This window comes from uncultured Eudoraea sp. (assembly GCF_947258525.1).
Classification (GTDB): Bacteria; Bacteroidota; Bacteroidia; order Flavobacteriales; family Flavobacteriaceae; genus Eudoraea.
Genome location: NZ_CAMYIP010000013.1, coordinates 1 through 15,164 on the forward strand (window position 1 = coordinate 1; position 15,164 = coordinate 15,164).

A 15,164-nucleotide genomic window follows, 5' to 3' on the forward strand; every position below is an offset into this window, starting at 1 on the left:
CCGGTTACCGTTACTTTCCCGGAGGTTGAAGAAGGAAGGTATTATTCTATTCATATAACCGATATGGAACACTATACTATTTATGATGAAGTTTTTCCTAAAGGAGCCTATACTTTTATCAGAAAAGGGAAAGGTATGGAAACTCCACAAGGAACTACAGTAATTGAGTGTGACGGGAATTATCCACACTTATTTGTTCGGGTTCAGGTTTTCACCAATGATGACCTGGAAAATGTTTATCCCATTCAGGACAAGATTACAATAGAAGGAGTAAGTAAAAAGCTAGAATTTGACAATCCAATTGAATTCACACTGGCTAATCGAGATGTTTATCCCCAAAATAAAGCCTGGCTCGAATCATCAGTAAATTTTACTCATGACGACTACCTGCGAGTAAGCCAATACATTGGCGAGAATGCTCCACGCATTGGCGCAATTGGAAATTTTGGAAAATTCGGACCGATTGACAGCGAGGAAAAAGGCAGTAATGACATGGAGAACAGAGCTGGTGGAATTATAGGCCATCTAGGATTTCCGGTACACCATGCTTTTTATATGCCTTATTTTACTAATTGTAACAACGAAGTATTAAATGGGGATAAAACTGAGGTTTTTACCTTCCCATATGAACCTGAAGGTGTTGAGTTGTTTTGGTCGATTACGAGATACAGCGCGATCACACGTAACACTTTGCCCGGAAAAAATGACCTCTTCAATGCCTACAACACAAAGCCCGATGAAAATGGCAACATTACCATTACTTTCAGTGTCGAAGATCCGGAAGATGGAACGTATTGGATGCCACTTAATGCAGGTGAACCCTATTATTTTGTGTGCCGATACTACAAACCCGATTTGAATAACTTACCAAAAAAACCATGCAATTAAGGGGAAGTAAATAACGAAGCACCAATATTCTATAAACCTCCAGCAGGTCGAAATACAAATAGTTCTTAAATTAGCTTTGATTAAATATCGGTTTAAATTAAAAGTTTAATAGAATGTAACCCGTTCTAAATATATATTGCCTTTTAGCATCAATTACCATTTAGGTGGCAATTAATCTTAAAATGAACGTCAAAATAAAACACAAAAGAAATGAAGTTTAAAATATTACATCTTATTGCAATAGCCAGTATTTTAATGCCTTTAAAAGGCAATGCTACACCATTGTATCAATCTAAATCAGTAAACTTCAATATAGAAAAAGACCTGCTTTTAGTTCAATACGATTGCAAAACCGATGTGGATGACCTTCATTCCGTAGCTGCCTTTATTACGCTTATGTCTGATCCTGATTTTAAGAAAGTCAACTATCATGCGGTTGCAGGCACTTATGGCATTCAGGAAGGGCTGTATGTGCCCCCTAATGATCTATTCAGGCTTGCATTTGGTGACAACTGGACAGACGCGCATGAAAACTTAAAAAGTGCCGTAGAACGGGTTAAACTAATTGCCAAGAGCACCCTCGCCAACCAGGGCGATATTTGGATTGCAGACGCAGGACAATCCGATTTTTCTGCTGAACTTGTTAAAGCCCTTCAGGCAGATCTTCCTGAAATAAATATTTCGCAGCGCATTCATGTCGTTCAGCATAGCGATTGGAATGAAGAAGTTACCTCACCAGCCAGCCTGGATTTCGTGAAGAAAAATACTACCTATCATAAAATTCAAGATGGTAATGCTGTTGGAAACGGAACCCCGGGATTTCGTACCCCGGATTACACCAACTGGAAAGATAAAATTAAGGACCCAAAGCTAATTGCAATATGGCAGCTTGCTATTGATTTAGGAAATAAATACAATGGTAAAGAGGATCGCTACAACAATGAAGCTATAGCTGCAGGAGGATTAGATTTCTCGGACCTTTCCGAAGTGTGCTGGATTCTGGGTATAGCCGATATTAAGGATACCGCACATTTTTTTAGTCTTTATTCCAATTAAAAAAACGCAATAAACATGTGGAATGAGAAACTCCAAATATATGATGCATTAGTGGCTAAGTGTGAACGCTTTAATAGAAAGGGCAAAACCATGCCCTATACATCGGCTAATGGTTATATGTTTTCATTATACAACAAAGCTTCCGAAATAGGAATAAGGTTTTCTAAGGAAGTACAAAAAAAGTACATGGAAGAATATAATACAGCCATTTACAAATCCTATAATGCTGTAATGCAAGGTTATATTTTGATTACGGAGGAAATGCTTGCGGACCTTAACAATGTTGCTAAGCTATTAGATGAAAACTATGATTACGTCATGAGCCTTGAACCAAAATAAATACTGCCGCGAACAAGTCTAAATTTCTATTTCTTGCAATACCCTGGTATCCCGTGAGGAAGTTCCTGATTGAATGGTGTAGCTGCCTTTTTCCAGGGCCCAATCAGATTTTTCTTCATCCCAATAGCGCAAATCTGAAATAGGAATACTAAGTACCAGGTCTGACACTTCACCCGGTTCCAGGTTATGGGTTTTGGCAAAAGCTTTCAATTCCTGAACCGGACGGTCAATTGTTGAGTTGGGTTTGGAAACATAGATCTGTATTACTTCCTTTCCCATTTTATCGCCTATATTCTTCGCGGTAAGCTGTACATGGATGCTGTCATTTTGAACAGCTACAGCCAAATCACTTAATTCAAAATCTGTATAGGAAAGTCCAAATCCGAATGGATAAGATACCTCGGAGTTTACTTTATCAAAGTGGCGGTACCCAACATAAATGCCTTCCTCGTAGATAGTAAAATCCCTGTTTTGAACTCTATCCTCTTTATCTACCTCGCCTGCGAATAACATATCAGTTATTTTCAAAGGTTCCCCATCCTGAGGAAAATTTTTGTTTGAAGCATGGTCATCCAGGTTTATGGGAAAGGTCATTGCAAGCTTTCCACTGGGGTTTATTTTGCCACTAAGGACATCAGCTGCTGCGTTTCCACCCTCCTGACCACCCTGCCATGCAAGCAAAATGGCATCGGGTTGTTCTTTCCAGGAATTGGTCTCTATTACGCCCCCGATATTCAGTACCACTGCTACTTTCTTACCTGCCTCATGAAAGGCCAGACAAGTTCTTGTTATCATATCTTGCTCCTGTTGTGATAAAAGGAAGTCGTCCTTTTCAACGCGGTCTCCCCCTTCCCCGGCATTTCTGCCAATTGTAATAATAGCCAAATCTGATTCTGCAGCTATTTGATCTAATTGCTCTGAAGTATATACAATTTGAGGGGGGATATAGGGGGTAAACATGGCTTTAATCCCCTCTGGCCGGACGAATTCTTTTGAATTGGCCTCTCTATGGTTTTCGAATATATCCTTAGCAATAGTATTTATTTGGTAACCTGCATTCTTTAGCCCTTCTTCCAATGATACGATGTACGCTTCGTTAACATCTCCTGAGCCCGTTCCTCCGGTAATAAAATCATACGAAGTAACTCCTAAAAGAGCAACATTTTTTGATTTCTGAATGGGAAGTGCGTTTTCATTTTTTAAAAGAACCATCCCTTCAGCACCAGCCAGGCGGCTAATTTTGGCATGTGCGATTAAATCCGGATTATTCCCATATCGATAATTCTGCATTTTTTTCGATTCAAAAACCAACTTAAGGATTCGTTTAACGGAAGTATCAATATCCTCTATAGTTAAATATCCATTCTTGTGTGCTTCCAGCAGGGCTTTCCATTGTTTCCTGGTTCCGGGCTCCAACAAATCATTGCCGGCACCTACCATAGCAGCTGCATCATTCCCACCAAACCAATCTGACATGACCAATCCTTCAAACCCCCAATCATCCCTCAAAACGCCAGTCAAAAGATCCCTGCTTTCTGATGTATATGTGCCGTTGACTTTATTATAAGAAGACATGATAGTCCAGGGTTGCGATTCTTTCACGATAATTTCAAAGCCTTTAAGGTAAATTTCACGCATCGCTCTTTCTGAAACAATTACGTCATTGAAATTGCGGTTGGTCTCCTGATTGTTCGCTACAAAATGCTTAACGGAGGTACCTATGCCATTAGATTCTATTCCATTGACCATAGCTGCCCCTATATAACCCGTTAGCAATGGATCTTCCGAATAATATTCAAAATTTCTGCCACAGAAAGGGTGTCGCATAATATTAGCTCCGGGGCCCAGAATTACATCTATCCCATATTCAAGGGCTTCTTTTCCCATAGCTGTTCCAACTTCTTCAACAAGGTCCACATTCCAGGTTGAAGACAACAATGTACCGATTGGAAAGGCTGTACAATAATAGGTTTGATCATCATCTTCACGTGTTGGTGCAATTCTCAATCCCGCAGGACCGTCAGATAAATAAATGGTTGGCAATCCTAATCGCGGAGTTGGAACGATGGTGCCCACAGCCCCGGCAATTCCTTCACCAGGCTCAACCCTGCCAAGAGCAGAAGCCAATCCGGATCCTTTGAGCAAATGTATTTTTTCCTCTAGTGTCATCAGAGAAAGGACATCTGTAACTCTTTCTTCAATGGTTCTGCGTTCATCTTCATAAATATCAAGTTTACCGTTGCCATTTCGATCTAAAAATCGGTATCCATCAATGGTTATTTCATTGATATCAACATTCTCAGAATAATCCTTTTCAAAATTGAGAAAGGTTGAATTTACCCAAATCCAACCTCCTATTGCCAACAGAATAATTAGAACTAATAGTGATGTAAGAGTGATTAAGGTGATTTTAACTGGTTTCTTCATGTTCTCGCTTATATTTGTGTAAGTTGGAGCACTATAAATTTATGAAAATTTAGAAGACAAACGCCAGACAGAATCTGCCTGGATCCCATGTAGATTTAAACTGAAGTGAGCTGGCTTGAATTATAAAAATAACCATGTAATACATAAAAGGGATCGGGCTTCATTCGTTTATAGTTGTCCCCGTCAAATCAATTAAAACCAGATATAACATGAAAAAACAAACACTGCGGTACCTTTTTATTCTCTTTTCAATTTCTGCGATATTCGGACAATCAACTGAACAGGAGAAAATAGATTTGATTAAAGCCAGGGCAATAATAGATAGCCTTGATAAAAAATTTTCAAAACATTTTTTTGAGGGAGATTCCTTGGCATTGTACAATATGTATGCAAAAGGAGCTTACTTTGGCACATCAAAAGGGAAGGATATCCTCTCATCATGGGGTGGACAAATACGCTATTCCATTGAGAATGATATGCCCAATTTACTATTTACAACAACTTCACTTACCACAGATAATGAATTTTTATTTGAATTGGGGAAATACCAAATGAAGGATAGTAAAGGTAATTTAAAAGGAGAAGGTAAATATTTGTTGGTTTGGAAACAGGAAGATGGGAAATGGAAAATATATCGCGATATGGGGTTGTGAAACGATTGCTCCATAAAGGCTAACATCTGACATAAACAGGTATATTTATTTTACACTAAACCTAACTTCAAAAATTTCTTATTTTTAAATAAATCAAAGACTGGAAAATTAGGCACAAATTCAAATTTTTATAATTATGAAATATATGTATCTACATACTATATGTATTCTCTTCTTTCTTCCAATCTTCCTTTTAAGTTGTCAACCTAAACCCGGGAATTCTGATGCAGTACAGGCTGCTGCACCTGAGACTATTGAACCAACCTGGACACAGGAAGAAGCAGAAATAAAAACTGCTGTAGATAACTTATTGATTGCTGCCGGTAACTATGACCTGGAAGCCTTAGACAAGGTAGTTTTTGATAATACAAACCTTGGAATAAGCAGCTTAAAAGACGGGGCTTGGTCTAGTTCTGTGATCACTATTGATGAGTACTTCGAAGATGTTAAAAATCGTAATCCTATACCTTATTGCGAAATAATTAATGACTACAACATCCTGGTAAGTGAAAGCCAAATGGCTTTTGTAAGAGGTGATGCAATTGTTCATCGATTTGGAATTCCACAAACACGCGAGATCAACCATTTTACCCTCCTAAAGCAAAATGGAGTGTGGAAATTTCTAAATGTTTCCTTTACTGTAAATCCGATTGATGAAGAAAAAAAGAAATTTGATTTGGAAATTTTTGCCAGAAGCTATGCGCAGGCATGGTGTAGCAAAAGACCTGAATTTGTAGCCTCTTATTTTGCCAAAGATGGATCATTGCAGGTAAACAAGGGAGCACCTGCCCGGGGCACAGAGGAAATAACCGAAGTTGCAAAAGGATTTATGGAGGCTTTTCCTGATATAATTGTGACAATGGACAGTTTAGTAACCATAGCTGACAAGGCCCGATTTCATTGGACCCTTACCGGAACCAATACTGGTCCCGGGGGCACAGGGAATAAAGTGAAAATTAGTGGGTTTGAAGAATGGACTTTAGATGAAAACCAATTCATAAAGGAGTCTAAAGGCAATTTTGATGAAGAAGATTACAATAAACAATTAGAAGGGCTCTAAAATAACCTGCCATATCCAAAGCGAAAACATTTGGCCTAACTTATATACTTTATTTAAAAGTGAGCCAATATCTTTAAAGAATGAAACTTTTAAATGCTATTTATAAGATACTTAACAAGCCGTTTCCTGAGCAGGAGAGCCGCTTTGGTTTAGTTAAAATAACGGCCATTATAAGTCTATTCGTAACTTTCTTTTTATATGTCTTTCAGCCCTTCGGTATTTCTACACTTAAGTCAGACAAATTTCTTATTTGCCTTGGTTTTGGTGGTATGACATTCATTGCGGCAGTGATTTTTGAATTCATTGTTGGCAAGGTATTCAAACTCAAAGGAAAATTAGAAAATTGGACATTCGGAAAATGGATATTGTATAACCTTGGTGTAATGCTTACCATTAGTCTGGCCAATTTCCTTTTTGCCCGTATTTTATTATTTGGTTTTATTGAGTGGGCACTGCTTCCTCAGATGGTATATGGTACTTTTATGATTGGTATAATACCAATTACTGTACTCGGAGGATTATCCCTGGGTCTGCAGGAAAGAAAATATATAAACATCGCTGAAAATATCAATCAAGAAAAAACCGGCATTCCGGGTGAGCCATTGAAAGACAATCGCTCACTATTTGGGATACCTATCAATCACATTAAATATGTTGAAGCATTACAGAATTATGTTTATATAGCTTATATAGATTCCGATGGGCAATTTAAAAAATCTACAGAACGGGCAACGATCAAACACATCTTAAAAGAAGTATCCGGCAGCTCCATTATCAAAGCGCATCGATCTTTTCTCGTTAATAAAGCAGCTATTATTTCTATTACCGGTAATGCTCAGGGATTACTTCTGGAACTATCAGATAGTGATAGAAAAATCCCTGTATCAAGAAGTTATGTATCCGTTTTCAGAGGTAAATAAGCTTGCAACTGGCTTTTAGTTTATCCCTTTTACTTGTAACTGGTCACATTTACCTTGCATTTCATACCAATACTTGCTGTTCGTCACATAAGCTTTGTTTTACATCTTAGTCGCAGCTAAATTTGGATCATTGTTAATTTAAAACATACCCTTATGAACTGGAGAAAAATAATCAAATACTTTTTCATACTTCTAATTCTTGGCACAGCAATTTTAACCTTTCTGGCAAACCGAAATATGACGCAGATCTATGGTGGTCTTACCGAAGTGGTAGACCCAGGTACTTTTAACATTCCTGATAAAGCTTTTAGTATAAACAGTATAAGTGTATTGTCTCCTGACGGAGATGCATTTATTCCAAACCAAAATGTATATATAGAAAATGGAATAATTATCTCCATAGACTCTGTTCCAATAAAATCAAAAGAGATTGCCGTAATCAATGGAGAAGGTAAGTTCTTAATTCCGGGGTTAATTGATTCCCATGTCCATTTGTTTAAGAGTCCTAATGATTTACTGTTATATGTAGCGAATGGTGTAACAGAGATACGTGAAATGATTGGAGAAGAAGATCACTTAAAGTGGAGGCAGGAAATAAAGGATGGAAGAATTGGCCCTGACATGTATATTGCTTCTCCTAGATTAGGGAGCTTTGGGCTGGTTGAAGGTTGGTTTATGAAATGGACACAAGGATTCAATAATATCAAAGATGCTAAAGAGGCCGAACAAATGGTTAAGCACTATGCCCAAAAAGGTTATGATGCAGTAAAAATATACAGTTACCTCAATAAAGAGGCGTATGAAGCTATTAATGAAGCAGCTATATCAGAAGGCTTAGATGTAGTTGGGCATGTACCTTTTAGTCTTGAGCTAACGGATGTTTTTAAATCGAACCAATCAGAGTTTGCCCACCTTGAAGAATTAATGAATGCTTTTAGAAGAGAATTCGGAAAGTTCGACAACCAAAAAGGAGCCAATGATTTTTTAGCTTATGCAGAAAATCGCAGCAAGGAAATTATACCGGAATTAAAAGCCAATGACATTTCGGTGACTACTACACTTTGGTTAACCCAAAGCTTCGTACGCCAAAAATTTGAATTGCAAAAAGTGCTGCAAGAAGTAGAGCTGGTCTATGAGAACCCCGGAATTAGTGAATGGGATGAAATGATTCCTCAGGGATTAGGATGGCTTCCTGAAGTAAATCGATATAAATTACCCGACGACCTTAGTCCTGAAGAGAAAGCCTGGCAAAAGATATTTTGGACGACTTATGGCGAAGCATGCAAGATTATCCTGAAGAACCTGTCGGCCGGCAATGTAAATATTATGGCCGGAACAGACACTAACCTACCCCCCACTGTACCGGGATTTTCATTACATGATGAATTCATTGCGATGAATAATGCAGGTATGTCTAATTATCAGGTCTTACAGTCAGCTACTTCTATTCCCGCCGAATGGCTTGGGAGTAATACCGGCAAAATTATGGAAGGAAGGAAAGCTAATCTGGTGCTTTTGGAGGAAAGTCCTTTAGTAAACATTGCCAATACCCGTAAAATCAATTCGGTATTCCTGAATGGCAAAATATTAGATAGAACCATATTAGATAAGATACTGAAAGCCTTGAAAACAGCCAACAACTCGAGCAGGACAAAAGAAATTAATGATTTTATGAATTAATCAGACTTAACACAACTAAGACAAAATATGACCAAAAGAAGTGCCGGCCATTTAGTCTATAGATTTCTTAATACTCAGCCTGCATGAACGTTTCATACGAATTCATAAGCTGCTATTATACCTGCCTGCCGCAGTAAGCCACAAAGTATTGGTGTTAATTGGAAATTCATTTCCGTAGTGTAACAAATCTTATAATAGAACTACTAATCAACATAATTAACCAATACCAATACGTGTTATGGCACTGACAAAAAAAACCGGAAGAATTCTTGGTTTTCTATTTTTATTGACTGTCCTGGCGGGCGCAACAGGTACTGCCTTCAGAGGTCTTGGCGGTGCTGAGGCAAATTCTACTGAGTTTCTCGAAGACATTATGCTTCATATGGGACAAATGAAGCTTGCCATAAGCCTGGATATCCTGGCCAGTGCCATAGGAGTTGGAATTGCTCTTTTTTTATACTCGTTTATCAAAGAGTATGATCAAAGACTGGCTAATGCTTATTTAGCTATTTTCAGCATTAGTTTTACCATTATTGTTGTAAGCAATATCATTCATGTGAACCTGCTATCTCTTAGTGAGGAATTTGCAGTAACAACCGCTGCAACTACTGACCACTTTACAACACTTGCCAAAATGCTGCATGAAGCGTATTACTGGACACATTTTTTAATGCTTATGTTATATAGTATAGGAGGGTCAGTGTTGTATTATTTCCTTTTTAGAACAAAGCTTGTTCCAGTATGGCTTTCCATTTGGGGTATTCTTGCCTCCATAGTGGTCTTCTTTGGCGGAGCACTGCAACTGGCCGATATAAAAGTTTCCGGCCTTTTGTTTGTTCAAAATGGCATCTATGTGCTAACTTTTATCATTTGGTTGCTTGTAAAAGGCTTCAATCCGAAGTATATTAAGGGATTAGAATGAGATTCTAAGGGCAGGTGTATTCATTACGCGAGTCATTCCCCGGCCTTACTAAGCTGATTCAAAGGAATAGCCGGAATATGAAGGCCATAAAACCCCGATGAAAGAAATTAGAAATTTACCCGACCCAAATGGTAGTTTTCCTTGCCGAAAATAGCAAAGATAAAAGCCGATGAGAATAAATGGCCTATTTGGCATAATTGGACTAATAGCTGTAATCCTTGGATTTTTAAGCAAAACCATTTACCGTGACTATATAAATCTAAATAAGATTAATGATTACGGAGTAGCAGGATCCCTGCCAAGTTATTTCTATGTGGTTGGGTTTACCTTATTGTTATTAATAAAACCAAATAAATATCCTAAAGTTCTTGTATTAATTGTTACCCTGGGATCTGTGCTTTATGAATTAATGCAATGGAGCTCCACAAGAAAATTAGATGTAAAAGACATACTTGCAGCTATAGCGGGAGGTTTAACGGTATTGGTAATATTAAAACTAGTTAAAAAAAAGCATGAATATAAATAGTAAGCAGATAGCAACGACAAATAGGACATTAAGTATAAGTCATTAAAACTTCTTCTTTTTTTAATACATTTATAGTATTCGAAAAGTTCGAACCAGGGCAACTCCTGCTTTCATATAACAACTCATAGAAATAACCAGATCATGAATGCTACTCTGAAAAATATCTTGGCCGTTGTAATAGGACTAATAATTGGAAGTGTTGTGAATATGGGTATCATTATGATTAGCAGCTCAATTATTGAACCACCCAGCGGTGCCGATGTTACCACAATGGAAGGTTTAAAAGAATCTATTCATTTATTTGAACCTAAACATTTTCTTTTTCCCTTTTTAGCGCATGCTCTTGGGACTTTCGCAGGTGCCTTTCTTGCAACGTTGATTTCCGCAAGTCACAAAATGAAAATGGCTTTACTAATTGGAATATTTTTCCTGATTGGTGGTATTACAAATAGTATCATGCTTCCTTCCCCTACCTGGTTTACAGTTCTAGATCTGGTAGCAGCATATATCCCAATGGCATGGCTTGGGTATAAATTAGGCAAAGCTGTTTAGAATACTAACAGCAAGTTTAGTAATGAATTAAAAAACAAGTATTATGGACAAGGCCCTGCAAACAATGATCGACAATATGCCGGAAAAAACCGGTAAGGCATTAAATGAGTGGAAATCCCTGCTGAAAACCAAATCTTTTTCGAAACATTCTGAAGCTGTTAGGTTTTTAAAAGAAGAGTACAATGTAACTCATGGTTTCGCTAATACCATTGTGACTTTGTCAAAAGAAGAGAATATTGCGTCCGTAGATCTGGTAAAAAATCAGTATCAGGGGAAAGAAAATTTAATCCCCATTTACGAAAAACTCTTAACTGTAGTTAAGGGTTTTGGAAATGATGTTACTATAAGCCCTAAAAAGGCCAGTGTTAGTATAATCAGAAAAAAACAATTTGCATTGATAAAACCAGCAACCAAAACTAGAATTGATTTGGGATTAAAAATAAAAGACAAGCCAACAACAGACCGCCTGGAAAATTCCGGTCCGTTTGGAACCATGTGCACACATCGAGTGAAGTTGAGTGAAGTATCTCAAATTGATAGTGAACTAAAAGATTGGCTGAAAGAGGCCTATCTAAAAGCGGAATAAAACTAGTGCCAGGGATATTATCTCAGACCAAGTGAAATTCTTTGAAACAAAATATTATTGGACAGTTTTCGAGGGTGAGCAATTACAATTGGAATTCAGATAACTCTGGTTCTTTTAAAATAGTACACTGAAAATATTTAAAATGGAAAATCCAGGACAACTTGCGAATCGTTTTAAAGAGGTCCTTTTAAATGGTAAATGGATTGCCAGTACCAACTTTAAGGATCAATTAACCAATGTAAGCTGGGAACAGGCGACGACAAAAATTGGATCGTTAAACACTATTGCGGCCCTGGCCTTTCATATTAATTACTACATTTCCGGAATTCTCGACGTTTTTGAAGGAGGAGAGCTTGTAATTCGGGATAAATATAGTTTTGACATGCCAGAAATAAAGTCCAAAGAAGATTGGGATCACCTACTAAAAGATATATGGACCAATGCAGAACATTTTGCAAATCATGTCGAAAATATGACTGAAGAAAAATTAGAAGACTTTTTTGTTAAAGAGGAATACGGGACTTATAGAAGAAGCATTGAGGGTGTCATTGAACATAGCTACTATCATCTAGGGCAAATTTCTTTGATTAAAAAGATGATCAGGGAAAAGGTATTAGAGGAGAAATAATGCAGCTACATTACTACCTGCATTTTACCCTTTCAAGTCCGCAATAAATTATAACAGGAACTGTTACTAAATACTTTGAATTTAATTTTTTAGAAGTGTGCTTTTTTATAAGGAGATCTATGACCCTTTTAAGAAAAGATAAAATCTGAAATGAGGATTTGCTAGCTAACCATATAATCATGACTACAAATACTAAAATTCCCTGGCTAAAGATAATTGGATGGGCATTGCTCATTCATATAATTCTAATTGCATTATCCATTCTTGAAGTAGTAATTTTTTCGGCCTTAATAGAACCGGGACAACAACCAGCTTATTATGAGGAACACGCTCAGATAACGGCACCCTATATTTCAATCATTTTTGGAATCATCCTGTTTTTCTTTATCTCCAGACTACTGGTTAAAAAAAGATATAGCAAAAGAAAAGTTATAGGATTAATGCTTCCTGCCATTTACATTATAATGGACTTAGTATTCTTGCTGTTGTCCGATACTGATTGGGAGCAACAGTATTTGATATTCATGATATCTTTTATCACTAAAACCCTGGCTTCATATATCGGGGCCACTACTATTAAGAATAAGGAATAAAAGTGCGCACTGGCGCATAGCATTGAAATAAAAAGATTCCTGGGTACAGGTAGTTGAAGCTTGTGCTTTTTTCATAAATTTATTACCCTTTTAAAAAGGGGTTGTAATAAAAAATGCTGCTTTAATTATACTAAACTATTACCCATAACTATTGAAAATATGAAACATTCTATTTACCTGGTACTACTATTATTTCTTGTAAAAGTGCAGGCCCAGGAATCACTTACCTATCAAAAACCATCAAAGGAAATACTTGAGCTTGTAGATGTGCCCCGGGCACCATCTGTAATTGTTGATGACAACAAAGATTTTATGGTCCTCCTTTATAGAGATGCCTTTAAAAGTATTGAAGAAATCTCCCAGGAAGAATTAAGATTGGGGGGATTAAGAATTAATCCAAAAACCAATATTGGTAGCCGGGTGACTTACTACAATAATTTAAAAATAAAACCTCTGAATAGTAATGAGTCTGAAGTAATTCAGGTGAGCGGATTACCTGAAAAACCTAAATTGACCAATTTTAGCTTCTCGCCGGATCAAAAGAAAATTGCCTGCACAAATACCACCTCCTCAGGAGTTGAAGTCTGGGTAGTTGATGTGGTTAATCAAACTGCAAAAAAACTGACTGAACCAAAGGTTAATGCAAACCTTCGAAATGTGATAAACTGGTTTGAGGATGGGAATGCCATCCTGGTAAAAATGATTTCCCCTGACAGGCTGGGACTTATTGATACAAAGAATGCCGTTCCTATCGGGCCTACCATTTCTGTGAATGACGGAAAAAAAGCGCAAAACCGAACGTATCAGGATTTATTGAAAAATAAAAATGATGAACATAACTTTGAACAACTAGCTTTATCAGAACTTTACAAAGTTTCACTAGATGGAACAAGTGAAAAATGGCTGGTCAGTGATATGTACAATAGCATTAGGTTTTCCCCGGATGGAGAATACGTGATGGTGACAACTGTTGAAAAACCTTTTTCATACCTGGTGCCTTATCGCAGATTTCCCTCCAAAACTGTTATTTATTCGAAGGATGCCAAAAGGGTTGAGACAGTTATTGAGGTTCCTTTGATTGAAGATCTGCCAAAGGGTTTTATGGCTGTCCGCAAAGGGAAAAGAAGATTTAGCTGGAGGAACGACATGCCTGCAAGCCTTGTATATGCCGAGGCTCTGGATGGCGGTGATCCTGAACAAGAAGTATCATACCGGGATGAAGTTTTTCAATTAGATGCCCCATTCAATGGTGTTCCTAAAAGTCTTATAAAAACAATAAACAGATATGACAGTGCCATATGGGGGGATGAAAATACAGCACTTATTATAGATGACTGGTGGAATACCAGAAATACCAAGACGTATTTATTTAATCCGTCTGATTCTTCTATAGAACCCAAAATTCTTTTTGACAGAAATTATCAGGATAGATACAGTGATCCCGGAGATTTTGTGACAAAAAGGAACAAAATGGGGAGTGATGTCCTGGCTTTGAAGGGTAGAGATGCCTTCCTTAACGGAGCCGGATATTCTGAAAAAGGACAATTCCCATTTATTGATAAGATTAACCTTAAATCGCTTAAAACAAGCAGAATTTATGAATCAGGATATACCAACAAACTTGAAAATCTTAGAAGTTATGATGCAGACAAAAATGAGCTCCTTGTCAGACTGGAATCACCCAATGAGTATCCCAACTATTTTATCAGAGACCTAAAGAAAAATGAGCTTAAAAGGTTGACTGACTTTGACAATCCTTTTAAAAGTATAGCGGATATCCATAAAGAAGTAATTAGTTATAAGAGGGAAGATGGTTTGGATTTATCGGGGACTTTATATCTGCCGGTTGGTTATGATCGGCAAGCCAAAGAGAAAATGCCTATGATTTTATGGGCATATCCTAGAGAATTTAAAGATCAATCGAGCGCTTCACAAAAGACTTCAAACCCAAATAAATTTACCTTTCCTTATTACGGATCCCCAATTTATTGGGTAGCTAAAGGATATGTTGTGCTGGATGGTGCGTCATTTCCGATCGTTGGTGAAGGTGATGACCAACCTAATGATACTTTTCGAACGCAATTAGTGGCCAATGCCAGGGCGGCCATTGACGCAGTGGATGCAATGGGTTATATTGACAGGACACGTGTTGCCGTTGGAGGTCATAGTTATGGGGCATTTATGGTTGCCAACCTGCTTTCCCATTCCGATCTTTTTGCAGCCGGAATTGCAAGGAGTGGTGCCTACAACAGAACACTGACCCCTTTTGGGTTCCAGAGTGAAGAAAGAAATTATTGGGAAGCTCCGGAGGTTTATTACACTATGTCTCCGTTT

Annotated in this window: 15 protein-coding genes; 14 read left to right on the plus strand and 1 reads right to left on the minus strand. The window is 37.6% G+C overall.

The features are described from left to right. From Q0X89_RS00735 to Q0X89_RS00745, 3 genes are all read left to right on the plus strand, one after another. The coding region (locus Q0X89_RS00735; RefSeq protein ID WP_297690695.1) for a DUF1214 domain-containing protein at window positions 1–888 on the plus strand (888 nt) is incomplete at its 5' end. Between the two features lie 210 nt (window positions 889–1,098). Next, complete coding sequence (locus tag Q0X89_RS00740; protein WP_297690696.1) at window positions 1,099–1,944, plus strand: hypothetical protein; 846 nt, start codon at window positions 1,099–1,101, stop codon at window positions 1,942–1,944. 15 nt (window positions 1,945–1,959) lie between these two features. Then, window positions 1,960–2,283, plus strand: coding sequence for a hypothetical protein (locus Q0X89_RS00745; protein WP_297690697.1), 324 nt, complete (start codon window positions 1,960–1,962; stop codon window positions 2,281–2,283). 18 nt (window positions 2,284–2,301) lie between these two features. Here Q0X89_RS00745 and Q0X89_RS00750 read toward each other — a convergent pair whose 3' ends face one another. Next, window positions 2,302–4,710, minus strand: a complete 2,409-nt coding sequence (locus tag Q0X89_RS00750) for a glycoside hydrolase family 3 C-terminal domain-containing protein (protein WP_297690698.1) — start codon at window positions 4,708–4,710, stop codon at window positions 2,302–2,304. A gap of 209 nt (window positions 4,711–4,919) precedes the next feature. Between Q0X89_RS00750 and Q0X89_RS00755 the strand changes: the two genes are divergently transcribed. The 11 genes from Q0X89_RS00755 to Q0X89_RS00805 form a co-directional block, all read left to right on the plus strand. Continuing rightward, on the plus strand, window positions 4,920–5,363 hold the full coding sequence (locus tag Q0X89_RS00755) for a DUF4440 domain-containing protein (protein ID WP_297690699.1): 444 nt from the start codon (window positions 4,920–4,922) through the stop codon (window positions 5,361–5,363). A gap of 145 nt (window positions 5,364–5,508) precedes the next feature. Then, window positions 5,509–6,423, plus strand: coding sequence for an ester cyclase (locus tag Q0X89_RS00760; RefSeq protein WP_297690700.1), 915 nt, complete (start codon window positions 5,509–5,511; stop codon window positions 6,421–6,423). 80 nt (window positions 6,424–6,503) lie between these two features. Further along, entirely contained in the window at window positions 6,504–7,343 is an 840-nt protein-coding gene (locus tag Q0X89_RS00765) for a LytTR family DNA-binding domain-containing protein (protein WP_297690701.1), read from the plus strand. A 153-nt stretch (window positions 7,344–7,496) separates the two neighbouring features. Continuing rightward, a complete protein-coding gene (locus Q0X89_RS00770) occupies window positions 7,497–9,023 on the plus strand; it encodes an amidohydrolase family protein (protein ID WP_297690702.1) in 1,527 nt (508 codons plus the stop codon). A 238-nt stretch (window positions 9,024–9,261) separates the two neighbouring features. Further along, a complete protein-coding gene (locus tag Q0X89_RS00775) occupies window positions 9,262–9,945 on the plus strand; it encodes a DUF4386 domain-containing protein (RefSeq protein WP_297690703.1) in 684 nt (227 codons plus the stop codon). Between the two features lie 169 nt (window positions 9,946–10,114). After that, the gene (locus Q0X89_RS00780) at window positions 10,115–10,471 is read left to right on the plus strand and encodes a hypothetical protein (protein ID WP_297690704.1); all 357 of its coding nucleotides are present in this window, start codon (window positions 10,115–10,117) and stop codon (window positions 10,469–10,471) included. A gap of 141 nt (window positions 10,472–10,612) precedes the next feature. Further along, window positions 10,613–11,023 (plus strand): hypothetical protein, encoded by a 411-nt coding sequence (locus Q0X89_RS00785; protein WP_297690705.1) that lies wholly within the window; start codon window positions 10,613–10,615, stop codon window positions 11,021–11,023. Between the two features lie 43 nt (window positions 11,024–11,066). Next, on the plus strand, window positions 11,067–11,609 hold the full coding sequence (locus Q0X89_RS00790; RefSeq protein WP_297690706.1) for a DUF4287 domain-containing protein: 543 nt from the start codon (window positions 11,067–11,069) through the stop codon (window positions 11,607–11,609). A gap of 142 nt (window positions 11,610–11,751) precedes the next feature. Next, window positions 11,752–12,237 carry a DinB family protein gene (locus tag Q0X89_RS00795; RefSeq protein ID WP_297690707.1) on the plus strand — a complete coding sequence of 162 codons (486 nt, stop codon included), beginning with the start codon at window positions 11,752–11,754 and terminating at the stop codon, window positions 12,235–12,237. Between the two features lie 179 nt (window positions 12,238–12,416). After that, a complete protein-coding gene (locus Q0X89_RS00800; RefSeq protein ID WP_297690708.1) occupies window positions 12,417–12,830 on the plus strand; it encodes a hypothetical protein in 414 nt (137 codons plus the stop codon). A gap of 159 nt (window positions 12,831–12,989) precedes the next feature. After that, a partial coding sequence (locus Q0X89_RS00805; RefSeq protein ID WP_297690709.1) for a prolyl oligopeptidase family serine peptidase occupies window positions 12,990–15,164 on the plus strand: 2,175 nt, incomplete at its 3' end.

Bases quoted from the DNA above. Each gene is read 5' to 3' on its own strand.
- Q0X89_RS00740 (WP_297690696.1), top strand. From the start codon at position 1,099: ATGAAGTTTAAAATATTACATCTTATTGCAATAGCCAGTATTTTAATG.
- Q0X89_RS00745 (WP_297690697.1), top strand. From the start codon at position 1,960: ATGTGGAATGAGAAACTCCAAATATATGATGCATTAGTGGCTAAGTGT.
- Q0X89_RS00750 (WP_297690698.1), bottom strand. From the start codon at position 4,710: ATGAAGAAACCAGTTAAAATCACCTTAATCACTCTTACATCACTATTA.
- Q0X89_RS00755 (WP_297690699.1), top strand. From the start codon at position 4,920: ATGAAAAAACAAACACTGCGGTACCTTTTTATTCTCTTTTCAATTTCT.
- Q0X89_RS00760 (WP_297690700.1), top strand. From the start codon at position 5,509: ATGTATCTACATACTATATGTATTCTCTTCTTTCTTCCAATCTTCCTT.
- Q0X89_RS00765 (WP_297690701.1), top strand. From the start codon at position 6,504: ATGAAACTTTTAAATGCTATTTATAAGATACTTAACAAGCCGTTTCCT.
- Q0X89_RS00770 (WP_297690702.1), top strand. From the start codon at position 7,497: ATGAACTGGAGAAAAATAATCAAATACTTTTTCATACTTCTAATTCTT.
- Q0X89_RS00775 (WP_297690703.1), top strand. From the start codon at position 9,262: ATGGCACTGACAAAAAAAACCGGAAGAATTCTTGGTTTTCTATTTTTA.
- Q0X89_RS00780 (WP_297690704.1), top strand. From the start codon at position 10,115: ATGAGAATAAATGGCCTATTTGGCATAATTGGACTAATAGCTGTAATC.
- Q0X89_RS00785 (WP_297690705.1), top strand. From the start codon at position 10,613: ATGAATGCTACTCTGAAAAATATCTTGGCCGTTGTAATAGGACTAATA.
- Q0X89_RS00790 (WP_297690706.1), top strand. From the start codon at position 11,067: ATGGACAAGGCCCTGCAAACAATGATCGACAATATGCCGGAAAAAACC.
- Q0X89_RS00795 (WP_297690707.1), top strand. From the start codon at position 11,752: ATGGAAAATCCAGGACAACTTGCGAATCGTTTTAAAGAGGTCCTTTTA.
- Q0X89_RS00800 (WP_297690708.1), top strand. From the start codon at position 12,417: ATGACTACAAATACTAAAATTCCCTGGCTAAAGATAATTGGATGGGCA.